At 68.7% G+C, this 22,715-nt stretch carries 19 protein-coding genes; 6 read left to right on the top strand and 13 right to left on the bottom strand.

The genetic code is table 11. The features are described 5' to 3' along the window. Positions 1 to 9: 9 nt before the first annotated feature. From ABE85_RS17125 to hemP, 7 genes are all read right to left on the bottom strand, one after another. A complete protein-coding gene (locus ABE85_RS17125; RefSeq protein WP_067277213.1) occupies positions 10 to 798 on the bottom strand; it encodes an energy transducer TonB in 789 nt (262 codons plus the stop codon). Then, positions 795 to 1,583, bottom strand: a complete 789-nt coding sequence (locus tag ABE85_RS17120; RefSeq protein ID WP_067277209.1) for an ATP-binding cassette domain-containing protein — start codon at positions 1,581 to 1,583, stop codon at positions 795 to 797. The genes ABE85_RS17125 and ABE85_RS17120 overlap by 4 nt, the downstream gene beginning before the upstream one ends. Next, positions 1,583 to 2,656 carry an iron ABC transporter permease gene (locus tag ABE85_RS17115; protein WP_082938695.1) on the bottom strand — a complete coding sequence of 358 codons (1,074 nt, stop codon included), beginning with the start codon at positions 2,654 to 2,656 and terminating at the stop codon, positions 1,583 to 1,585. Before ABE85_RS17115 ends, ABE85_RS17120 begins: the two co-directional genes overlap by 1 nt. 70 nt (positions 2,657 to 2,726) lie before the next feature. Continuing rightward, positions 2,727 to 3,608, bottom strand: a complete 882-nt coding sequence (locus tag ABE85_RS17110) for a hemin ABC transporter substrate-binding protein (protein ID WP_067277205.1) — start codon at positions 3,606 to 3,608, stop codon at positions 2,727 to 2,729. Continuing rightward, positions 3,602 to 4,699: a hemin-degrading factor gene (locus ABE85_RS17105; protein ID WP_067277202.1), complete on the bottom strand. Its 1,098-nt coding sequence runs from the start codon at positions 4,697 to 4,699 to the stop codon at positions 3,602 to 3,604. Before ABE85_RS17105 ends, ABE85_RS17110 begins: the two co-directional genes overlap by 7 nt. Positions 4,700 to 4,715: 16 nt before the next feature. Then, on the bottom strand, positions 4,716 to 6,923 hold the full coding sequence (locus tag ABE85_RS17100) for a TonB-dependent hemoglobin/transferrin/lactoferrin family receptor (RefSeq protein ID WP_067282948.1): 2,208 nt from the start codon (positions 6,921 to 6,923) through the stop codon (positions 4,716 to 4,718). Positions 6,924 to 7,143: 220 nt separating this feature from the next. Further along, positions 7,144 to 7,368 (bottom strand): hemin uptake protein HemP, encoded by a 225-nt coding sequence (hemP, locus tag ABE85_RS17095; RefSeq protein WP_067277199.1) that lies wholly within the window; start codon positions 7,366 to 7,368, stop codon positions 7,144 to 7,146. A 234-nt stretch (positions 7,369 to 7,602) separates the two neighbouring features. Here hemP and bfr point away from each other — a divergent pair, with 234 nt between their 5' ends. Next, positions 7,603 to 8,079: a bacterioferritin gene (bfr, locus tag ABE85_RS17090; protein ID WP_067277196.1), complete on the top strand. Its 477-nt coding sequence runs from the start codon at positions 7,603 to 7,605 to the stop codon at positions 8,077 to 8,079. 241 nt (positions 8,080 to 8,320) lie between these two features. Continuing rightward, a complete protein-coding gene (locus ABE85_RS17085) occupies positions 8,321 to 8,557 on the top strand; it encodes a bacterioferritin-associated ferredoxin (protein WP_067277194.1) in 237 nt (78 codons plus the stop codon). Between the two features lie 133 nt (positions 8,558 to 8,690). On the opposite strand, the gene ABE85_RS17080 is transcribed toward ABE85_RS17085, so the two are convergent. Continuing rightward, positions 8,691 to 8,963, bottom strand: coding sequence for a hypothetical protein (locus ABE85_RS17080; RefSeq protein ID WP_067277192.1), 273 nt, complete (start codon positions 8,961 to 8,963; stop codon positions 8,691 to 8,693). A gap of 186 nt (positions 8,964 to 9,149) precedes the next feature. On the opposite strand from ABE85_RS17080, the gene ABE85_RS17075 reads away from it, so the two are divergent. The 3 genes from ABE85_RS17075 (at position 9,150) to ABE85_RS17065 (ending at position 13,154) form a co-directional block, all read left to right on the top strand. Further along, on the top strand, positions 9,150 to 10,781 hold the full coding sequence (locus ABE85_RS17075) for a gamma-glutamyltransferase family protein (RefSeq protein ID WP_067277190.1): 1,632 nt from the start codon (positions 9,150 to 9,152) through the stop codon (positions 10,779 to 10,781). Between the two features lie 346 nt (positions 10,782 to 11,127). Continuing rightward, complete coding sequence (locus ABE85_RS17070) at positions 11,128 to 12,522, top strand: MFS transporter (protein WP_082938694.1); 1,395 nt, start codon at positions 11,128 to 11,130, stop codon at positions 12,520 to 12,522. 26 nt (positions 12,523 to 12,548) lie between these two features. After that, positions 12,549 to 13,154, top strand: coding sequence for a GNAT family N-acetyltransferase (locus ABE85_RS17065; RefSeq protein ID WP_067282943.1), 606 nt, complete (start codon positions 12,549 to 12,551; stop codon positions 13,152 to 13,154). 83 nt (positions 13,155 to 13,237) lie between these two features. On the opposite strand, the gene ugpQ is transcribed toward ABE85_RS17065, so the two are convergent. The 5 genes from ugpQ to ugpB all read right to left on the bottom strand — a co-directional run bounded on the left by ugpQ (position 13,238) and on the right by ugpB (position 18,358). After that, entirely contained in the window at positions 13,238 to 14,017 is a 780-nt protein-coding gene (gene ugpQ, locus ABE85_RS17060) for a glycerophosphodiester phosphodiesterase (RefSeq protein WP_067277188.1), read from the bottom strand. Positions 14,018 to 14,075: 58 nt separating this feature from the next. Beyond that, on the bottom strand, positions 14,076 to 15,161 hold the full coding sequence (locus ABE85_RS17055) for a sn-glycerol-3-phosphate import ATP-binding protein UgpC (protein ID WP_067277186.1): 1,086 nt from the start codon (positions 15,159 to 15,161) through the stop codon (positions 14,076 to 14,078). A gap of 31 nt (positions 15,162 to 15,192) precedes the next feature. Further along, a complete protein-coding gene (gene ugpE, locus ABE85_RS17050; RefSeq protein WP_067277182.1) occupies positions 15,193 to 16,041 on the bottom strand; it encodes a sn-glycerol-3-phosphate ABC transporter permease UgpE in 849 nt (282 codons plus the stop codon). Beyond that, a complete protein-coding gene (gene ugpA, locus ABE85_RS17045) occupies positions 16,042 to 16,929 on the bottom strand; it encodes a sn-glycerol-3-phosphate ABC transporter permease UgpA (protein WP_067277179.1) in 888 nt (295 codons plus the stop codon). It abuts the gene before it with no gap. A gap of 103 nt (positions 16,930 to 17,032) precedes the next feature. Further along, the gene (ugpB, locus tag ABE85_RS17040; RefSeq protein WP_067277176.1) at positions 17,033 to 18,358 is read right to left on the bottom strand and encodes a sn-glycerol-3-phosphate ABC transporter substrate-binding protein UgpB; all 1,326 of its coding nucleotides are present in this window, start codon (positions 18,356 to 18,358) and stop codon (positions 17,033 to 17,035) included. 369 nt (positions 18,359 to 18,727) lie between these two features. On the opposite strand from ugpB, the gene ABE85_RS17035 reads away from it, so the two are divergent. Next, positions 18,728 to 22,651: an FAD/FMN-binding oxidoreductase gene (locus tag ABE85_RS17035; protein WP_157522550.1), complete on the top strand. Its 3,924-nt coding sequence runs from the start codon at positions 18,728 to 18,730 to the stop codon at positions 22,649 to 22,651. Positions 22,652 to 22,715: the final 64 nt, after the last annotated feature.

Here is a 22,715-nt window from a genome sequence, read left to right as displayed (position 1 = left end):
GTGGACTCCTTACTGCAAGGGGGACGCCTGGAGCGCGAAGCGCACCGGGTACTCGACCCAACTGACCAGTCGCTGGTCGCCGCGCCGGGCCGGGATGAAGGGGCAGGACTCGGCGACGCGTCGCGCGGCCTCGTCCAGCAGGCGCCAGCCGCTGCCGCCGGACACGACGACCTCGGCCGCGTGACCGTCGGCATCGACCTTCACGCGCAGCACGACCTGACCCTGGATGCCTCGGTCGCGCAGCATCGCGGGATAGTGGCGTGCGGTCTGTTGCGCACTGCAGGCGCGGTGATCGGCGGGCAACTGTGCCGGGGAGTCGGCGCTCGCCGGCGTGGGGATAGTGGCGGGCGGCGGTGGGGCTGCCGCTGCCACGGCGGTGACTGCGGCGACCGCCACCGGGCGGGCCGTGGCCGCGTTCTGATCGATCGCCGCAGCCGCCGGCGGATCGAATCGCAGCGGCGTCGTCGCGGCGGCCATAGTCGGCGCCGCCTCGATCTGCACGGGCGGCGGCGGGATGTCCGGGATCGGTGGCACGGTCAACGCGGAGCGCGGCAGCTGGACGGAAACCGATGGCGTGAGCGTCGGGCTCGGCGTCGTCGCCGACGGCACCAGGCGCGCGTTGATCGTCAAGAGCGCAGGCGTGGGTGGGCGCTTGGTCGCGAATGCGCTCATCAGCGCCAGCAGCATCGCCGCGTGGACCACACCCGTCACGGCCCAGCCGGTCCAGCGCGGCATCCGGCCGTGCAGCTGGAGCTGCAACTGCAGTTGCAGTTGCCGTGGCAGTGCGGTTGCGCTCATGCGCGCACTCCCACGGCGGCGCTGAGCATCGGCAGGATCGCCAGACCGTGCTCGTCCCGCAGCAGGCGCAGCCGCGTGTCGTAGAGCTGCTCCAGCAAGGGCAGCGTCGCCGGCAGCGCGTCGCAGTCGGCCAGCAGCCGGCCGGACTTCAGGAGCCACAGCCGGTCGAAATGATTCATCGCGAGATTGAGGTCGTGCAGCACCGCGACCAGCGCATGGCCGCGCTCCGCCGCGAAGTCCGACATCGCCGCCATCAGCGACACGCTCAGCCCCGGGTCGAGCGCCGCGACCGGCTCGTCGACCAGCAGCAGCCCGTCGCGCGCGTCCCAGGCCTGCGCGAACACGCGGGCCAACTGGACGCGCGCCTGCTCGCCGCCGGACAGCGTGTCGAAGCGGCGGCCGTGGAGGTGATCGGCCTGTGCCTGCGTCAGTGCCTCACGCACGATCGCGTCCTGTCGGCCATCGCCTTGCCGCGCCACGCGGCCCAAGGCGACGACCAGTTCGACGGGCAGGCCGAACGCGACGCCGTGTTGTTGAGGAAGGACCGCGCGACGCTGCGCGAGTTCCGCCGGCGACCAGACGCTCAGCGGCTTCCCATCGAAATGCAGCGCGCCGGAAGCCGGACGCAGCTCGCGCGCGATGAGCCGCAGCAATGTCGACTTGCCCGCACCGCTCGGGCCGAGGATCGCGATGCGCTCGCCCGGATCGACGCGCAGCGTCACCGGCCCGATCGTCGCGTTGCCGAGCGTCACGCGCGCGTCCTGCAAGTTCAGCAGCGAGCCCATCACGCGCTCCCCATGCGGCGCACCGCGCCGCGCAGCAGGAAGAGGAACCACGGCGCGCCGATCAGCGCGCTGAAGACGCCGACGGGGATCTCCGCCGGCACCGCCAGCGTCCGCGCGAAGGTGTCCGCCACGACCAGCAGCAGCGCGCCCGCGAGCATCGCGTTGGGCAGCACCCGGCGCTGGTCCGCGCCGACCAGTTGCCGGGCGAGGTGAGGCGCCATCAGGCCGATGAAGCCGATGTTCCCGCACCATGCCACCGCCAGCGCCGACAGCAGCGCCACCATGGTGATGCACTGCCAGCGCAGCCGGTCGACGTCGATGCCGACGTGCGCGGCCGCCGCCTCGCCGAGCGCCAGCGCGTTCATGCGCGGCGCGACGCGCAGCGCCACCGCGGCCAGCACGAGCAGCGCGCCGCCCATCACCGCGGCCATGATCCAGTTGGCGCCGGCCAGCGAGCCGAGGGTCCAGAAATTGATCGCGCGCAGCTGTTCGTCGTTGGCGAGGAAGCTGCACAGGCCGACGATCGCGAAGGTCATCGCCTGCAAGGCCAGCCCGCACAGCAGCAGCGCAGCGATCGATCCCGGCGCGAGCCAGCGCGACAGCCGGTCCAGCGAGAAACACACCGCCAGCGCGCCGCCGAAGCCGACCAGCGGCAGCAGCCACAGGCGTGCTTCGGCGGGCAGCACGGCGTGCATGCCGGCGAAGACGGTGAGGGTGAGCGCCACCGCCGCCGCGGCGCCGCTGGTGACGCCGAGCAGGCTGGGCTCGGCCATCGGATTGCGGAAGAGCGCCTGGCTCAGCGCGCCGGCCAGGCCGAGCGCCGCGCCCACCGCGAGCGTCAGTCCGAGGCGGGGCAGGCGGAGTTGCCACAGCACATGCGCGCCGCCGGTCTTGGGCGCGTCGCTCCACGGGCCGTTGAGCCAGTCCGCCGCCGCGATCGGCACTGCGCCGAACTGCACCGCCACGATGACCGTGAGCAGCAGCGCCACCGTCAGCAGCATCGGCCGCGACCACGCGCGCCGCGTCGGCACCGCGGTGATCGGCGAGGGCAGGGCGGATCCGACGGTGCTCATCGCTGGGTCAGTCGTGCGGTTCGTCGTGCAGATCGTCGGGTCGGGTGTCGCGCCGGGTGTTGCCCGACGCTCACGCCGTCTTGCCCGTGCCCGCCGGCGCATGCAGGGCCTGCGCCAGCGTCGTCAACGCCTTCGGCGTGCGCGGCCCGAAGCCGAGCAGCTCCATCGTTTCCATCACGACCACGCGCCTGTGCTGGCCGGCCGGCGTCTGCGCCAGGCCGGGCAGCTTCAGCAGACCGTCGATGCCGCCGCTGGCCTCGAGGCCTTGCGTCGTCGCCAGGATCACGTCCGGGGCCGCGGCGATCGCCGCTTCCGGCGAGAGCATCTTGTAGCCCTGGGCATCGACCAGCGCGTTGGTCGCGGCGGCGTAGCCGATCATCGCGTCCGCCGCCGTGGCGGAGCCGGCGATGCGCGCCTGGTTCGCCGCGTTCGACAGCACGAAGAGCACGCGCGGCGCACGATGGCCGGCGGCGAGCTTCGTCACCTGCGCGCGGCTTGCGGTCCATTCGGACTGCAGCTTCTGCGACAGGGCCGCGGCCTGCTGCTGGCGACCGAGGAGATCGCCCAGGGCCTTGGTCCGTTCAAGCACGCCTTCGAAGCGGTGCTCCGCGCGCAGCACGTGCAGCGGCACCTTGGCCGCTTCGAGCTGGCGCAGCACCGCGGGCGGGCCGGCTTCCTCGGTGGCGACGACCATCGTCGGCGCCAGCGAGAGCAGGCCTTCGGCGGCCAGCGTGCGCGCGTAGCCGACGTTGGGCAGCTTCGTCGCGGCCGTCGGGTACAGCGAGGTGCTGTCCACGCCGACCAGCTCGCCTTGCGCGCCCAGCTCGTAGATCAGCTCGGTCAGCGCGCCGCCGACGGCGATGACGCGCTGCGGCGCGGCCCCCGCGCGGCCGACTATCGTCAGCAGCGCCGCGGCCGGCGCCAGCGACAGGACGTGGCGGCGGCTCAGCACGGCACGGTCTCCGCCGGCGCGCCTTCAACGAGGCTCTCCAGCAGGTTGCGCCAGTCGCAGCGCTCGGCCTGGCCGGGCTTGCGTTCGCCGAACATCATCGCGATCGTGCGGCCCTGCGCGTCGAAGAGCTCCAGCGAGCACACCAGTCCGTCCACCGTGGGCTTGCGCACCAGCCACGCGGAGGCGATGTGGTCCTCCCGCAGATGCAGGTTGAAGCCCGGATCCAGCACGTTGATCCACGGGCCCATCATCGCGACCTTGTTCACCGGACCGCTGTGGATCTGGATCATTCCGGGGTTGCCGACGAAGACCATGATGGACACGTTCTCCTGCGCGGCGCGGCTCAGCAGCTCCTGCGCGCTGGACAGCGCCAGCGGCTGCGCGAAGCGCGGCTCGGCCAGGCGCAGGGCCTGCGTGCGGCTCAGGCCGTGACGCTTGAGCAGACCGAAGAAGTCGTGCGTGTCGCGCAGCGAGGCCCACTCGCTGCGGAAGCTCGCGACGTCGATGCGCGCGTCCGGCACCTCCGCCGGGTCCTGCCACGCGTCGCCGGGCTCGAAGCCCGGCTTCTGGTCTTCCGCCAGGAAGCGCTGCACCAGCGCCTCATATGCGGCGAGGTCGCTCTCCGGCTTCACGAAGACCTTGTGGATCGCCTGGCCGGCGGCGTCGAAGAACTGCAGGCTGCGCTGCAGCGCGCCGTCGGACAGCCGCTCGGCGACGGCGAAGCCGTGTTGCCAGTGGCTGTAGAAGAGGCGCAGGTCGATCGCGCCGCCCAGCACCAGGCCCATCTGCCGTTGCGGCCCCATCGCGCTGATGGTGTTGTAGACGCCGACCTTCTCGTGCACGCAGGACTCGTTGCGGGTCAGCGCCATGACCGGGCCCAGCGGCTCGAGCGCGGCGATCAGGTCCTGCCACTCCGCGCGCAGACGGCGCGCGCGCAGCGGGGACTCGTCATCGGCGAACGGACCGGCGTGGGCCGCGAGCAGCTCGCCTTCGGAGATGCGCAGGTCGCTGGCGATGTCGCGGTGGCGGGCCTTGCGCTCCTGGCGGGCGGTGGCGAAGGCCTGTCGCAGGGCGGTGAAGCTGGCTTGCATGGGAACGGACTCCTGTTCAGAAATCGGCGCGCAGCGTCACCTGAAGCGCGCGGCCGGGGGCGGTGTAGCTGTCGATCACGGCCAGGGCCGCGGGCGTCGCGGCGCTGATGCCGGTCACGTCGCCCCAGCGCCAGTACTTCTTGTCGAAGACGTTGGTGACGTAGGCGGAGATCGAGAAGGTCTTGTCGAAGCGGTACGCGCCGCCGAGGTCGACGACGTCGTACTTCTTCGGCGTGTACTGCGTCGCCGTGCTGACGTCCGAGGGCTTCTTTCCGGCGCTGTGCAGCCAGCTGGCATCCACGGCCCACGGCCCGGACTCGTAGTGCGCGCCGATCTTTGCGCGCAAGGGCTGCACGCTGTCGAGCGGCGTCTCGACGCCGTTCTCGATGCTGTGGCCACGCGACTTCGCCACCGACGCGTTGACGTTGAAGGTCGACGAGAGGTCCCAGACGAAGCGCGCCTCGACGCCCTTGATGCGGGCCTGGCTGAGGTTGACGTACTGGAAGATCGCCGGGTCCGCGGGCGTGAAGGAGCCGCGCACCATCTCCTGCGAGATGAAGTCGCGATAGCGGTTGTCGTAGGCGCTCAGCTGCCAGCGCAACGTGTCGATCAGCTTGCCGCGCAGGCCCAGTTCCCAGCTGTTGGCGTGTTCCGCCTTCAGGTCCGGATTGCCGATGCTCTGGTAGCCCTGGACCGGATTGGCGAAGCCGTTGTTCACCTGGTCCGGGGTCGGCGCGCGGAAGCCCTGCGCCCAGTTCACGTAAGGCTGTACGAACGGCGTCGCGCGCCAGATCAGGCCGATCCGCGGCGTCACCGCCTGGTCCGACAGCGAGACGATCTGGCCGGCGTAGCCGTCCGACTTCGGCGACAGCTTGTAGTGCTCGAAGCGCAGCGCGGGAATGATCGTGAAGTCGCCGGCCTCGATCTCGTCCTGCATGAAGGCGCCCGCGAGGGTGTACCTGGTGTCGGGGAAGGGCTTGCTCGGGAAGGTCTCGCCGACCGGCGGCACGGTGCCGTCGCGCACGCCTTCGATCGTGTTGCGGCTCACGTCGATGCCGTAGCTCAGGCGCTGGTTGGCGAGCTGCGTCTGTGCCTGCGAGCTCAGGCCGATCACGCGTTCCTTGTACGTGCCCAGCCGCGCGCGGTCGGCGGCGGTGTTGCGGTCCTCGTAGGAGAACTGGCGCGTCTCGCTGTCCTGCACGTAGACGTGCGTCGTGGCCTGCTGCAGCCAGGTCGCGTTGAGGTCCTCGTAGCGATGCTCCAGAGAGAACCGCGTGCGGTCCATCTTGTCGTGCGCGTCCAGCGCCAGCACGGCCGTCGCGGGCAGCGTGCCGGTCGCCGGCGGCGCGGTCACCGCCGTCAGCACATCGGTGTCGATCTTGCGCTGGCGGTACTCCAGCGTGCCCATCAGGCGGTGGTTCGCGTTGACGCGATAACCGAGCTTGGCCATCACGCTGCTGGTGTCGACGTCGGTCGGGTTGGGCTTGGTGCGCGCGGCGTTGGGCGCGTTGTTGTCGCCCTCGTTCTTCGTCTCGTGGCCGCGCTGGACCGACGCCTGCACCAGGCTGCTCCAGTCGCCGGCGCCGAAGGCGACCGCGGCGCTCGCGCGCTTGGAGTCGTCCACGCTCAGGGCGCCCAGGCGCGCGAAGCCGGCGAAGGTCTTGCCGTCCACCAGCAGGTCCTCGGGCGACAGCGTGCGCAGGCTCAGCGCGCCGGCCAGGCCGTCGCTGCCGTAGGACGTGGACGTCGGGCCGCGCAGGACCTCGACGCTCGCCAGGCTGTTGAGGTCGACGAAGTCGGCCCGGCCGCTCGCGAACGCACCGAACGCGAAGCTCTGCGGCAGGCGGATGCCGTCCACCATCATCAGCACCCGGTTGCCTTCGAGGCCGCGGATGTTGATGCCTTCATTGCCCGAGCGGCCCGTGGACGCACCCGCCGCCGTGAAGCGCGGTGTCATCGCCTTCACGTCGAGGTCGACCTCGTCGGACAGCAGGTCCTTCAGGTCGCGCGCATCGCGGCGGTCCAGCTGCCTGCGGTTCTTGACCGTGACCGTGTTGGGCACCGCGTCCACCGAGCGTTCGGTGCGGGTCGCGGAGACGGTCAGTTCACCGAGTTGCTGGGGAGTTTCGGAGGCGGCGGTCGAAGCGGCTGGCGAGGTCTGGGCGAAAGCCAGCGGGAAAGCCAACGACAGGGCGAGCGCGACGGGCGTCGGGCGCAGTTGCATGGTGACGAAATCCTTGTAGTTCTTGGGATCTCGCACGGGCTGGCACGACGCGGGCTGGTGCGGGCGGGCGGTCCTCGCGGACGGCCGGCGGTTCAAAAGGGGAAGCAGAAAACGCAGCGCGAAAGCGCAAGCGAAAAAGCGCAAGCGAAGAAAGCGGTAACCGCAGACGCGGATCGCGAGCGCGCGGACCGGTCCTCGGCCGGCCGCGCCGCTCAGCGGATCACTTGGTCAGGATGAGCTTGCCCAGCGACGTCACACGCAGCCGGTAGAGCGATCCGGCGTGTTCGATCTCGACCTCGCGGTCGTTGCCCATCAGCGCCTGGCTGCTGATGCGGCGGCGCTGGACCAGCGGAACCGCTTCGCGCGGCGAACCTGCGGCGACCCGTGCGCTGTCCAGCGCAACGGCTTGCAGGGCTTCAAGATGGGGGTGGTGGTGGGCATTCATGCGAAGCATCTTAATGAGAACGATTCGCAATAGCAACCAAGAATCGCGACGATTGAATTTTTCTTGATCGAACGCTGCTGGACCGGGGTCTGGATCGGGTCTTTTTCAGAGGGGCGCGGACGGAAACGGGCTGCGAATACTTCGCATGCAGAGCGGGGGTGCCGGGTCTTGTCCCCATTCGCCGTAGGGATGAGGACAATGCGCTCCATCCCACCGAATTCCCAGGAGAAGAACATGAAGGGCGACGCCAAGGTCATCGAGTATCTGAACGCGCAGCTGAAGAACGAGCTGACCGCGATCAACCAGTACTTCCTGCACTACAAGATGTACAAGAGCTGGGGCCTGGAGCGTCTGGCCAAGCACGAGTACGCCGAGTCCATCGAGGAGATGAAGCACGCCGACAAGCTGATGGATCGCATCCTGCTGCTGGAAGGCCTGCCCAACCTGCAGGACCTGGGCAAGCTCTACATCGGCGAGAACGCCGTCGAGGCCCAGCACTGCGACCTGAAGATCGAGATGGGCAGCCATCCGTTGCTCAAGGAAGCCATCGCCTACTGCGAGAGCGTGCGCGACTACATCTCGCGCGAAGTGCTCGAGGAGATCCTCGCCGACACCGAAGAGCACATCGATCATCTGGAAACCCAGATCGAGCTGATCGCGCAGATCGGCGAACAGAATTGGCTGCAGAGCCAGATGGGCGAAGCCAGCTGATCGCCAGCCCGTCCATCCCGGGGCCCCAGCCGCCGCCAGGAACCCCGAAGCCCCGCTCGCCGGGGCCTTTTTACGTCCGCTGGGCGGGAAGGCGATGCCCGGGCGTCGACCGGACGTCTTCCGTGTCGTTGTTCACCGACAGTTGTCCGACGCGTCGAGGGGACTCTTCAACTCAATTGAGAGGGATTCGCGTTTGCGTTAGTATTCCGGCATCCCAGGTTCATCCTGACTCGCCGCCGCCATGATCGTCTGCCTCTGTCATCGAGTTTCCGACCGCGACATCCGCCGCAACGTGGCCGACGGCGTTCACAACTTCGACGTGCTCCAGGACGAGACGCAGGTGGCCTCCGCCTGCGGCAGCTGCCACGACTGCGCGCGCGATGTGTTCAATGAAGCGTTGCGCCACTGCGCCGCCGCCCACGGCGTGACCTGCGTTACTCCCTCGCGCGTCATCCCGATCGCCCAACTGGCTGCCTGATTCCCTCAGCCGCTTGGCGGCTAACAGACGAGCCCTGGACAAAGAAAAACCGCAGACCGGTCACCCGGTGCTGCGGTTTCTTTTTTGGGGCGTCCAGGACGCGGTCGCCGCGTCCTGCCGACCTCGGCGCCGATTACTTGGCGGCGGAGGCGCCTTCGGCCGGCTTCTCAGCCTTGTCGGCCTTCTTGTGGCCGGCCTTGTGCGCGGCGGTCTTGTCGCCGGCGGCCTTGTGATGCTTGGCGCCCTTGTGCTCAGCCTTGGCGTCGGACGCGGGGGCGGCCATCGCTGCCGGAGCGGCTTGGGTCGCGGGCGCTGCCGGGGTGGCGGTGCCTTGGGCCATCGCGGCGCCGGCAATCAGCAGGGCGGGGATCAGGGCCAGGGTCTTGATGGTCTTGAAGGCTTGCATCTGGTTTCTCCAGCGGGTTGAACAAGGTGAGCAGACAACGACGCGGCGACACGATGTGTTGACAGCGCCTTGCAGCTTTGCATTGGGTTACGCAATCCGCACGGGTCCTTCACGGGTCAGGTCTTGCGCGCTGTCGGACGCGGGAGGCATCGGGCAAGATGCCGCGCACGCATCCAGGAGACATCGATGACCGCCCCCCACCACGCCTTCGACTGGACCCGCGGCTACGCGAGCCAACGCAGCCCGGTCTTCGCGCGCAATGTCGTGTCGACCTCGCATCCGCAGGCCGCGCAGGCGGGCCTGCGCATCCTCGGGCACGGCGGCAACGCGGTGGATGCCGCGATCGCGACCGCGGCCTGCATGACGCTCCTCGAGCCCTGCAGCAACGGACTCGGTTCGGACGCCTTCGCGATCGTGTGGGACGGCAAGAGCTTGCAGGGCCTGAATGCCTCCGGCATCGCGCCACAGGCCTGGACGCCGGATTACTTCGACCGCAAGCACGGCGTCGGCGCTTCGCTGCCGTTGCGCGGCTGGGATGCCGTGACGGTGCCCGGCGCGGTGGGCGGCTGGGTCGCCTTGAGCGAACGCTACGGCAAGCTGCCGTTCGCCGACCTCATGGCGCCAGCGATCGAGATCGCCGAGCGCGGCTACGCCGTGCCGGTGGTCGTGCAGGGCAAGTGGCAACTGGCGTCGAAGGTCGAGGACCTCGTGTCCCAGCCGGGCTTCGCCGAGGCCTTCCTGCCCAAGGGCCGCGCGCCCGAGGTGGGCGAAGTGTTCCGGTTCGCCGCGGCCGCGCGCACGCTGCGCCTCATTGCTGAAACGAAGGGCGAAGCCTTCTACCGCGGCGAGATCGCCGAAGCCACGGCCGCCTTCGCGCGCGAGACCGGCGGCGCGATCACCGCTGCGGACTTCGCCGCCTACGCGCCGGAGTGGGTGGACACGATCTCCATGGACTACGCCGGCCACGCGCTGCACGAGATCCCGCCCAACGGGCAGGGCATCGCGGCGCTGATCGCGCTGGGCATCCTCAAGCAGTTCGACGTCGCGTCGCTGCCGGTGGACAGCGCCGCGTCGCATCACCTGCAGATCGAGGCGATGAAGCTCGCCTTCGCCGACACCTGCCGCTACGTGAGCGACGCGCGGACGATGAAGGTGCAGGCCGCTGAGCTGCTGGACGCCGGTTATCTCGCCGAGCGGGCGAAGCTCATCGACCGGAACAAGGCGCAGGACTTCCAGGCCGGCAATCCGGTCAAGGGCGGCACCATCTATCTGACCGCCGCGGACGAGAGCGGGATGATGGTCAGCTTCATCCAGAGCAATTACCACGGCTTCGGTTCGGGCGTCGTCGTGCCGGATTACGGGCTCTCGCTGCAGAACCGCGGTCACGGCTTCACGCGCGAGGCGGGCCATGCCAACGTCGTCGCGCCGGGCAAGCGGCCGTTCCACACCATCATCCCGGCCTTCCTCATGAAGGACGGCCAGCCGCAGATGAGCTACGGCGTCATGGGCGCCAACATGCAGCCGCAGGGCCACATGCAGACGCTGGTCCGCATGCTCGACCACCGCCAGCATCCGCAGGCCGCCTGCGATGCGCCGCGCTGGCGCTACAACGCGGGACTGTCGATCAACGTCGAGTCGACGATGAACCCGGAAGCCGTCGCGGGACTGCGCGCCCTGGGCCACGAGATCGCCGAGATCAGCGACAGCTATCAGGACTTCGGCGCGGGCCAGTTCATCTGGCGCCTCGGCGATCCCGCGGTGGAGGGCTACGTCGCCGCGAGCGATCCGCGGCGCGACGGCGCGGCCGCGGGCTGGTGAGTCCCCTGCCTTTCCACACTTGTCGATGACGCAGGCGCGCTGATAGCATCGACGCCTTCTTCCTCCCCGGAAGCTCTCACGCCACGATCCACGATCGGAGCCGACTCATGACCAAGCTGCTGGACCGCACCAAGAACGACGCCCTGGCGTCGGTGCGCGCGCTTGGCCAGGCCGGCTGGGCGCGACGACCGTAGCGCCTTCACGGCGCCCGCCGGCCCCGAACTGCCCCCAGTGGGCCGGCCCCCAGGTCCTTGGCTTTCCGCGACCGCGACGCTGACGGCGTCCCGCTCGCCCGGTCCGTACCCGGCGCACGACGCCCCGCGCGGACCGCATCCGGAGTTTCATCATGTTGCCCAAGAGGACAACCACGTGGGTCGACCGTCTGCTCGACCGCCTGCTGGATCTCATCCAGCTCCCCGCCGGCGATCTGCTGCGCAACCTCGTCTACCGGCGTCTGTGGACGTCCATCCTGATCAGCTCCCTCGGCGGGCAGATCACGCTGCTGGCGCTGCCGCTGACCGCGGCGGTGCTGCTGCACGCGTCGCCGACGCAGATGGGCCTGCTGACGGCCATGGAGCTCGCGCCCTTCGTGCTGTTCTCGCTGCCCGCCGGGGTGTGGCTGGACCGCGTGCGCAAGCTGCCGGTCTACATCGTCGGCGAGCTCACGCTGGCCGTCGCCGTGGCCAGCGTGCCGATCGCCCACTGGCTGGGCTGGCTGGGCATGCCCTGGCTCTACTTCGTGGGCTTCCTGCTCGGCACCGTGTACACGATCGCCGGCAGCGCCTCGCAGATCGTGCTGACGCAGGTGGTGAGTCGCGACCGGCTGGTCGAGGCGCATGCGAAGAATGCGCTGGCTTCTTCAGGGGCTGAAGTCGCCGGCCCCGGCGTCGCGGGTGCGCTGATCAAGCTCGTCGGCGCGCCGCTGGCGCTGGCGGTCGACGCGCTGCTGCTGGTCGCCTCCGCGGCGATCCTGCGCGGCGTGAAGGTCAACGAGACCCTGCATCGCCTGGACGGTGCCCATTTCTGGCGCGACCTGAAGGCCGGCGTCGCGTTCGTGCGCGGCAAGCCGATGCTGGTGGCGCTGGCCTGCGCGGTCGGCGGCTGGCAGATGTTCAACCAGGCGGCGCAGGTGGTGCAGATCCTGTTCGCGACGCGCGTGCTCGGGCTGTCGGCGCAGAGCGTCGGCCTGTCCTACATCGCGCTGGGCGCCGGCACGGTGTTGGCGAGCGCCATCGGCCACCGCGTCAGCGCGCGCCTCGGACCCGGGCCCTGCCTGGTCAGCGGCTTCGCGCTGTGCGGTGTGGGCTGGGCGGCGCTGTGCGTCGCGCCGGCCAATGCGTGGGGCGTCGCGGCCTTCGCTTTCACGCTGTTCATGTTCGGCATCGGCGCGGTGTTCATCTTCATCAACTTCCTGTCGCTGCGGCAGGCGGTGACGCCGGGCCCGCTGCTGGGCCGCATGACCAGCACCATGCGCTGGCTGATCCTGATCCCCGCCGGCCCCGGCGCGTTGATCGGCGGCTGGCTCGGCGAACACGTCAGCCTGCGCGCCGCCCTGGCCTTCGCGGGTGTGGGCGCGTTGCTGCTGGCGGTGCTGGCATGGCAGGTCCAGGCCATCCGCTCGGTGAAGGTGCTGCCCCGGGTCGAGGATGAGGATCCGCCGCTGGGCGCCGAAGCCATGCCGGGCATCCCTCCTGCGAGTCAGGCGAGCGGCACGAACTTGCAGCCGGTCAACGGCAACTGATGGAACCGCCGTCCACCATGCGAGTCATGCCCGCCGAAGATCCCATCCTCATCGAGGTCCCCGAACGCCTGGAGACCTCGCGTCTCGTGCTTCTGGCGCCACGCGCGGGCCTCGGGCCCGTCCTCAACCGGGCGGTCCTGGACGCCCAGGAGTACCTCAAGCCCTGGATGCCCTGGGCGCACGAGACGCCCAGCGTCGAGCAGTCCGAGGCGATCGCGCGCCGCATGCAGGCGCAGTTCCTGCAGCGGCAGCACCTCGCGTACTACCTGCATGAACGCGGGCCGGACGGGCAAGTCGGCCGGCTGATCGGCGGCGCGGGGCTGCACACGCTGGAGTGGAAGGTGCGCCGCTACGAGCTCGGCTACTGGATCAGCCCGACGCACACGGGGCGCGGGCTGGTGTCGGAGGCCGTGATCGCGCTGGCGCAGTTGGCCTTCGGCGCGTTGCGCGCGCGGCGTCTGGAGATCCGCACCGATTCGCGCAACGCGGCCAGCCGCGCCGTGGCCGAGCGCTGCGGCTTCTCGCTGGAAGGGCTGTTGCGCGATGACGCGCTGAACGTCAGTGGCCAGCTCAGCGACACCTGCATCTACGGGATGATCTCGATCAACGAGTTGATCGATCCCACGCGTTGATCGATCCCACGCGTTGATCGATCCCACGCGTTGATCGATCCCACGCGTTGATGGGGCTCGTGCGTTGATCGAGTTCCGGCGGTTCAGGCCGTCGGGCTGAAGCGGTCGACGGCGTCGGTGATGATCCCGTCCACGCCGTTGGCGATCAGCCACTGCGCAGCGGCGGCATCGTTCACCGTGTAGACCAGGGCCTTCATCTCGGCCTCGTGCAGGCGCGTGACCAGTGCCTGATCCATCAGCGCGTAATGCGTGATGACGGCACGGCAGCCCAGCGATTGCGCCAGCCGCAGCCAGCCGTCGCCCTCGAGCTTGTCGAGCAGCAGCCCGCGCGGCACCTGCGGCGCGGATTCACGCGCGCCGCGCAGCGCCTCCGGCTGGAAGCTGCTGAACAGCACCGTATCCGGCGCGGAGCCTTCCCACAGGCGAAGCACCTCGCCGCCGACGACCTCGCCGGTGCGGAACTCATCGCCCGGCGTGGGTTTGATCTCGATGTTCAGCGCATGCTGGTTGCGGCGCACGAAGGCGGCGATGGCCTCCAGGCTGGGCGGCGGTTCGCCCGCGTAGGCGCGGCTGTGCCAGCGGCCCGCGTCCAGGCGGGAGAGCTCGCTCCAGGTCCGGTCCGCGGCGCGGCCGCGCGCAGTCGTCGTGCGGTCCAGCGTCGCGTCATGAAGCAGGAAGGGAACGCCGTCGGCGCTCAGCTTCACGTCGCATTCGAAGGCGCGGTAGCCGTGGCGCGCACCTTCACGGAACGCTGCCAGCGTGTTCTCCGGCGCCAGCTTGCCGGCGCCGCGATGCGCGACCCAGAAGGGCAGCGACCAGGGCCAGTTGGTCTCGTCATCAAGGATGGGTGTCCGGATCGTCATGTCGTTCTCCCTGATCGTGGATCCTCGAAGGCGAGCGTCGCGTCGCGCCGCGCCGCGCTCAGTCGACGCGCTGGCCAGTCGCCGGATCGAACCAGTGCAGCCGCTCGGCGGGCGCCTTCAGCAGCACCTCGTCGCCGGGTTGCGGCGGTGTGTCGGTGCCATCGATGCGCAGCGTGAAGGCCGCGTCGCCGAGCCGGCCGTAGACCAGCCGCTCCGCGCCCAGCATCTCAACCATGTCCACCTTCAGCGGCCAGGCCGTGGTTTCTCCGGCGACGATCTGTCCGTCGTGCGGCAGCGCGTGCTCGGGCCGCAGGCCGAGGATGAGCTCGCCCTCGCGCGGTGCCGGCTGCGGCAGCGGCAGGGCGGTATTGCCGAGGATGAAGCGCCGACCGTCGACACGACCCTTCAGCAGGTTCATCGCCGGCGAGCCGATGAAGCTCGCGACGAAGGTCGTCGCCGGGCGGCCGTAGACCTCGTCGGGTGTTCCGAACTGCTCCATGCGGCCGCCGTTCATGACGACGATGCGCTGCGCCAGCGTCATCGCCTCGACCTGGTCGTGCGTGACGAACAGCGAGGTCACGCCCAGCTCGCGGTGCAGCTTCTGGATCTCCAGCCGCGTCTGCACGCGCAGCTTGGCGTCGAGGTTGGACAGCGGTTCGTCGAACAGGAAGACCTGCGGATCGCGCACGATCGCGCGGCCCATCGCGACGCGCTGGCGCTGGCCGCCGGAGAGCTCGCGCGGCTTGCGCTGCAGCAGGTGGGCGAGCTCCAGGATGCGCGCGGCCTTGTCGACGCGCTCGCGGATCTGGCCTTCCGCCAGCTTGCGGATCTTCAGGCCGTAGGCCATGTTCTCGTACACGCTCATGTGCGGGTAGAGCGCGTAGTTCTGGAACACCATCGCGATGTCGCGGTCGGCGGGCTCGACCTCGTTGACGACGCGCTCGCCGATGGCGATCTCGCCGCCGCTGATCTCCTCCAGGCCCGCGACCATGCGCAGCAGCGTGGACTTGCCGCAGCCCGACGGACCGACGATGACGACGAACTCGCCGTCCCGGATCTCGGCGTTGACGCCGTGGATCACCGGGTTGGCCTTGGCGCCGGTGCCGTACTGCTTGACGACGTTGCGCAGGGAAATGCTTGCCATCGGAGTCTTCTCTCGTTTTACTTTTCAGCGCCTACTTCTCGGCGTCCACCAGGCCCTTGACGAACCAGCGCTGCATCAGCACGACGACCAGCGCCGGCGGGATCATGGCCAGCATCGCCGTGGCCATGATGATGTTCCAGTCGTTGGCCGCGTCGCCGCCGCTGATCATGCGCTTGATGCCGATGACGACGGGGTACATCTGCTCGTCGGTCGTGACCAGCAGCGGCCACAGGTACTGGTTCCAGCCGTAGATGAACTGGATGACGAAGAGCGCCGCGATGCTGGTCTTCGACAAGGGCAGCAGCACGTCGCGGAAGAAGCGCAGCGGGCCGGCGCCGTCGATGCGCGAGGCTTCGACGAGCTCGTCGGGAATCGTCAGGAAGAACTGCCGGAACAGGAAGGTCGCGGTCGCCGAGGCGATCAGCGGCACCGTGAGCCCGGCGTAGGAGTTGAGCATCTTCAGGTCGGAGACGACCTGGTAGGTCGGCCCGATGCGCACTTCCACCGGCAGCATCAGCGTGACGAAGATGGCCCAGAAGAAGAAGTTCCGGGCCGGGAAGCGGAAGTAGACGATCGCGAAGGCCGACAGCAGCGAAATCGCGATCTTGCCCACCGCGATGACCATCGCGGAGACGAAGCTGACCCACATCATCTGGCCGACCGGGGCCTTGGAGCCGCCGCCGCTGTTGCCGAACAGCGCGGCGGCGTAGTTGTCCAGGAAGTGCGAGCCCGGGAGCATCGGCATGGGGGCCTGGACGATCTCGGTCGCGGTGTGCGTCGAGGCGACGAACGCGATGTACAGCGGGAAGGCGACGATCAGCACGCCGAGCACCAGGATCAGGTGCGACAGCATCGTCAGGGCGGGGCGGCGCTCGACCATTCAGTACTGCACTTTCTTTTCGACGAAGCGGAACTGCAGGACGGTCAGCGTGATGACGATGGCCATCAGCACGACGCTCTGCGCGGCCGAGCCGCCCAGGTCCAGCGCCTTGAAGCCGTCGTAGTAGACCTTGTAGACCAGGATCGCCGTGTCCTTGCCGGGGCCGCCGTGGGTGGCCGCGTCGATGATGCCGAAGGTGTCGAAGAACGCGTAGACCACGTTGATCACCAGCAGGAAGAACGAGGTCGGCGACAGCAGCGGGAAGGTGATCGTCCAGAAGCGGCGCCACGGGCCGGCGCCGTCGATGGCGGCGGCCTCCAGCAGCGACTTGGGGATGGACTGCAGCCCGGCCAGGAAGAACAGGAAGTTGTAGGAGACCTGCTTCCACACGGCGGCCATGACGACCAGCGTCATCGCGTGGTCGGCGTTGAGCAGGTGATTCCAGTCCACGCCCAGGCGCTGCAGACCGTAGGAGACGACGCCGATGGACGGCGCGAACATGAACAGCCACAGCACGCCCGCGATCGCCGGCGCGACCGCGTAGGGCCAGATCAGCAGCGTCTTGTAGACCGGCGCGCCGCGCACCACGCGGTTGGCCATCGTGGCCAGCAGCAACGACAGCGCCAGCCCGAGCACGGCCACGAGCAGCGAGAACACCGCCGTCGTCTTGAACGAGGCGAGGTAGCTGTCGTCGTTGAACAGGGTCTGGAAGTTGGCCAGGCCGACCCACTCGGTCGACAGGCCGAAGGCGTCCTGCTGCTGCAGGCTCTGCAGCAGTGCCTGCGCCGCGGGCCAGAAGAAGAACACGCCGATCACCAGCGCCTGCGGCGCCAGCAGCAGCCAGGGCAGCCAGCGCGATCGGAACACCACGCGTTTCTGTTGGGACATCCGGGAGCGGCGCCGAAAGAGGGAAGGGGAGGACCGGGAAAGACCGGGGAAGGCGGACCCGGAGCGGCGCGGCCGCTCCGGTGTGTCAGCGCTCAGCCGGGGGTCAGGACTTGTTGGCTTTCTGGAAGCGTTCCAGCAGCTCGTTGCCGCGCTTCACCGCGGCGTCCAGGCCTTCCTTGGGCTGCTTCTTGCCGGCCCAGACTTGTTCCAGTTCCTCGTCGATGACGGTGCGGATCTGCGCGAAGTTGCCCAGGCGCACGCCGCGCGACTTCTCCGTCGTCTTGCGGATCATCTGCTGCACGGCGACGTCGGTGCCGGGATTCTGCTTGTAGAAGCCGCTCTTCTCGGTCAGCTCGTAGGCCGCCTTCGTCACCGGCAGGTAGCCGGTGCGCTTGTGGCTCTCGGAAGCGACCTGGGCTTGCGCCAGGTACTGGAAGAACTCGGCCACGCCCTTGTACTCCGCGGGCTTCTTGCCGGACATCACCCACAGGCTGGCGCCGCCGATGACGGTGTTCTGCGGCGCGCCGGGCACGTCGGGGTAGTAGGGCAGGGTCGAGATGCCGAAGTTGAACTTGGCGCTCTTCTTGACGTTGGCGTAGAGGCCGGAGGAGCCGGTCATCATGGCGCACTCGCCGGAGAAGTAGCTGGAGTCGGCGCTGTTGCCGCGGCCCTTGTAGACGAACAGGCCCTGCCTGGCCATGTTGGCCAGGTTCTCGATGTGGCGCACGTGCAGCGGCGTGTTGAACGCCAGGCGCGTGTCGAGGCCGCCGAAGCCGTTGTTCTTGGTCGCGTACTCGACGTTGTGCCAGGCGGAGAAGCTCTCCAGCTGCGTCCAGCTGACCCAGCTCGTGGTGAACGGGCACTTGGAGCCGGAGGCCTTCAGCTTGGCCGCGGCGGCGGCGACTTCCGGCCAGGACGTGGGCGGCTTCTCGGGATCGAGGCCGGCGGCCTTGAACGCGTCCTTGTTGTAGTGGAAGACGGTGGTCGAGCTGTTGAACGGGAAGCTCAGCATCTGGCCGTTCGGCGCGGTGTAGTAGCCGGCGACGGCAGGCACGTAGGCGGCGTTGTCGAACTTGACGCCGGCCTGCTGCATGACCTGGCCCACCGGCACGATCGCGCCCTTGCTGGCCATCATGGTGGCGGTGCCGACCTCGAAGACCTGCAGGATGTGCGGCGCGTTGCCGGCGCGGAAGGCGGCGATGGCGCCGGCCATGGACTCGTCGTAGCTGCCCTTGTAGGTCGGGACGATCTTGTAGTCCTTCTGGCTGGCGTTGAAGTCCTTGGCCAGGTCGTTGACCCAGTCGCCGAGGGCGCCGCCCATCGAGTGCCACCACTGGATCTCGGTCTGCGCCGACGCAGCGGCGGGCGAGAGGAGTGCGGCGAGCGCGACGGCCGATGTGGCCAACAGGGAAGTCGGGAGGTGCTTCATGGGTCTCCGATGCTCGGGGAGGGTGGTTCTGCGGTCCGCGGCGGACGTCGTCGGGTGGACGGTCCGCCGAGGGCCGGCGAGCTTATTCGGCGATTGTGACACTGGCGAACTTAGAGTCCCTCGCCCGGGATTGCCCTCTGGTGGTGGGTTAGGATTCCCACCATTGCCCAGACCGGGCCGGCTGCCGATCGCGGCCATTCGCGAACGCCGCTTCCGTGCCCTTGTCCAAGCGCGCGGGGACCACAAGTCCGGGGCGCTGCCAGGTCTCGGGGCGCATGCTCTCTCCGCTTGTCTTTCCAGCCTGGCATCGGTGTCCGCTCCCCTGGACGCCGGCCTGCCGCAACCCCGGTGCGCGAGCACCTGGCCGCCATGAATGCACCGCATCTGCTGATGCCCGCCGACCCCGCGATGGCCGGCGACCTGAGCCAGCCGCACGCGCCCGCCGCCCGGCTGCGCGAGATTCCGTACAACTACACGTCCTTCTCCGATCGCGAAATCGTCCTTCGCCTGCTCGGCGCCCGCGCGTGGGAGTTGCTGGACCAGTTGCGCACCGAGCGCCAGACCGGCCGATCCGCGCGCATGCTGTACGAGGTCCTCGGCGACATCTGGGTGGTGCAGCGCAACCCCTATCTGCAGGACGACCTGCTGGACAACCCCAAGCGCCGCGAGGCGCTGATCGGCGCGTTGCGCCATCGCCTGGGCGAAGTGCAGCGCCGTCGACATCCGGAGGACGACGCCAAGCGCGACGCCTGGGTCGGCGAGCTGCTGACCGCGGCCGAGGCGGCGGTCGCCGCGTTCTCCCACCAGTTCGAGCAGGTGGCCGAGCTGCGCAAGCGCGCGGTCAAGGTCTTCGCGAAGATCACCGCCAAGGACAACGTCAAGTTCGACGGCCTGTCGCGCGTCTCGCACGTGACCGACGCGACCGACTGGCGCGTCGAGTACCCCTTCGTCGTGCTGACCCCCGACACCGAGGCCGAGATGGCCGCGCTGGTCGCGGGCTGCTTCGAACTGGGTCTGACGGTGATCCCGCGCGGCGGCGGCACCGGCTACACCGGCGGCGCGGTGCCGCTGGTGTGGAACAGCGCGGTGATCAACACCGAGAAGCTCGAAGCCATGCGCGGCGTCGAGATGCAGCGCCTGCCGGGCCTGGACCGGGAGGTCCCGACCATCTGGACCGAAGCCGGCGTCGTCACGCAGCGCGTGTCGGACCTGGCCGAGCTGCACGGCTTCGTGTTCGCGGTCGATCCGACCTCCGCCGAAGCCTCGTGCGTCGGCGGCAACGTCGCGATGAACGCCGGCGGCAAGAAGGCGGTGCTCTGGGGCACGGCGCTGGACAACCTCGCCTCCTGGCGGATGGTGACGCCGGACGCGAAGTGGCTCGAAGTCGTCCGCGTCAATCACAACCTCGGCAAGATCCATGACGTCGAGGTCGCGAGCTTCGACCTCCACTACTACGACGCGACCGGCAAGACGCTGGAGCGCACCGAACGGTTGGACATCCCCGGCCGCACCTTCCGCAAGGAGGGCCTGGGCAAGGACGTGACGGACAAGTTCCTCGCGGGACTGCCGGGCATCCAGAAGGAAGGTTGCGACGGCCTGATCACCAGCGCGCGCTGGATCGTGCACCGCATGCCGGCGCACGTGCGCACGGTCTGCCTGGAGTTCTTCGGCAATCCGAAGGACTGCGTGCCGTCGATCGTCGACATCAAGGACTTCATGTTCGGCGAGATGAAGAAGCCGAATGGAGCGATCCTGGCCGGCCTCGAACATCTGGACGACCGCTACCTGAAGGCCGTCGGCTACGCGACCAAGAGCAAGCGCGGCGGGCTGCCGAAGATGGTGCTGATCGGCGACATCGTCGGTGACGACGCCGATGAAGTCGCGCGCGCCACCAGCGAGGTGGTGCGCCTGGCCAACGGCCGTTCGGGCGAAGGTTTCGTCGCGGTCAGCGCCGATGCGCGCAAGAAGTTCTGGCTGGACCGCAAGCGCACGGCGGCGATCTCCAAGCACACGAACGCGTTCAAGGTGAACGAGGACGTCGTGATCCCGCTGCCCCGCATGGGCGAGTACACGCTGGGCATCGAGCGCATCAACATCGAGCTGTCGCTGCGCAACAAGCTGGCGCTGATCGACGCGTTGCGCACCTTCTTCGCCGACGGCCACCTGCCGCTGGGCAAGGGCGACGACGCCGGCGAGATCCCGAGCGCCGAGCTGCTCGAGGATCGCGTGGCGCAGGCACTGGCGCTGCTGGACGAGACCGGCCTGCAATGGCGCACGTGGATGCAGGAACTGGACCTTCCTCGTGAGGGCGATCGTTCCTACTTCGAGCAACTGCAGGACTACACCCTGCGCGCCAGCTGGAAGCGCCAGATCCTGAAGCCGCTGCAGGACGTGTTCGCGGGCGGGGCCTTCGCGCCCATCCTGGCGGAGTGCAAGCGCATCCACAAGGAGGTGCTGCGCGGCCGCGTCTGGGTGGCGCTGCACATGCATGCCGGCGACGGCAACGTGCACACCAACATCCCGGTGAACTCGGACAACTACGAGATGCTGCAGACCGCGCACGAGGCCGTCGCACGCATCATGACGCTGGCCCGCTCGCTGGACGGCGTGATCTCGGGCGAGCACGGCATCGGCATCACCAAGCTCGAGTTCCTCACCGATGAGGAACTGGCGGGTTTCGCCGGCTACAAGGCGCGCATCGATCCGGAAGGTCGCTTCAACAAGGGCAAGCTGCTGCGGCCCGGGACCGGCGGCCTGGGCGGCCAGACCACCTTCGCCGACCTGACCAACGCCTACACGCCCAGCTTCGGGCTGATGGGGCACGAGTCGCTGATCATGCAGCAGAGCGACATCGGCGCGATCAGCGAGTCCATCAAGGACTGCCTGCGCTGCGGCAAGTGCAAGCCGGTGTGCGCGACGCATGTGCCGCGCGCCAACCTGCTCTACAGCCCGCGCAACAAGATCCTCGCGACCTCGCTGCTGGTGGAGGCCTTCCTCTACGAAGAGCAGACGCGCCGCGGCGTGTCGATCAAGCACTGGGAAGAGTTCGAGGACGTCGCCGACCACTGCACGGTCTGCCACAAGTGCCTGAATCCGTGCCCGGTGAAGATCGACTTCGGCGACGTCACGATGAACATGCGCAACCTGTTGCGCAAGATGGGCAAGAAGAGCTTCCGTCCCGGCAACGCGGCGGCGATGCTGATGCTCAACGCGACCAATCCGGAGACGATCAAGATCGCCCGCGCGGCGATGGTCGGCGTCGGCTTCAAGGCCCAGCGCATCGCCAACAGCCTGCTCAAGCGCGTCGCGCGCAAGCAGACCGCGGCGCCGCGGGCGACGGTGGGGACCGCGCCGATCAAGGAACAGGTCATCCACTTCATCAACAAGAAGTTGCCGGGTGGCTTGCCGAAGAAGACGGCGCGCGCGCTGCTCGACATCGAGGACAAGGACTACGTCCCCATCATCCGCAATCCGCAGAAGACCTCGGCGGAAGCGGAGGCGGTCTTCTACTTCCCGGGCTGCGGTTCGGAGCGGCTGTTCAGCCAGGTCGGCCTGGCGACGCAGGCCATGCTCTGGCATGCCGGCGTGCAGACCGTGCTGCCGCCGGGCTACCTGTGCTGCGGCTACCCGCAGCGCGGGTCGGGCCAGTTCGACAAGGCCGAGAAGATCATCACCGACAACCGGGTGCTGTTCCATCGCGTGGCCAACACGCTGAACTACCTCGACATCAAGACGGTGGTGGTCAGCTGCGGCACCTGCTACGACCAGCTGCAGGGCTACAAGTTCGAGGACATCTTCCCCGGCTGCCGCATCATCGACATCCACGAGTACCTGCTCGAGAAGGGGATCAAGCTCGACACCAAGCAGGCCTACCTCTATCACGACCCCTGCCACTCGCCGATGAAGCTCCAGGAGCCGATGAAGACGGTGAAGGCGCTGGTCGGGCCCGAGGTCATGAAGAGCGAACGCTGCTGCGGCGAGAGCGGCACGCTGGGCGTCACGCGGCCGGATGTGTCGACGCAGGTCCGCTTCCGCAAGGAAGAGGAACTGCGCAAGGCGGAGACGCAGCTGCGCGACACCGGCAAGGTCGGCGCCGACGAGAACCTCAAGATCCTCACCAGCTGCCCGTCTTGCCTGCAAGGTCTCAGCCGCTACGGCGACGACATGCAGAACGGCCTGCTCGAGGCGGACTACATCGTCGTCGAGATGGCCCGCAAGATCCTCGGGGAGAACTGGATGCCCGAGTACGTGGCCAAGGCCAACAACGGGGGCATCGAGCGCGTGCTGGTCTAAGGGCTTCAGTACTGCCACCGCCGCTGGCCCTCACCCCAACCCTCTCCCGCAAGCGGGAGAGGGA

The organism is Mitsuaria sp. 7 (assembly GCF_001653795.1).
GTDB lineage: Bacteria > Pseudomonadota > Gammaproteobacteria > Burkholderiales > Burkholderiaceae_C > Roseateles.
Note: the sequence above shows the minus strand (reverse complement) of the source record. Positions and strands in the feature narration are given on the sequence as shown.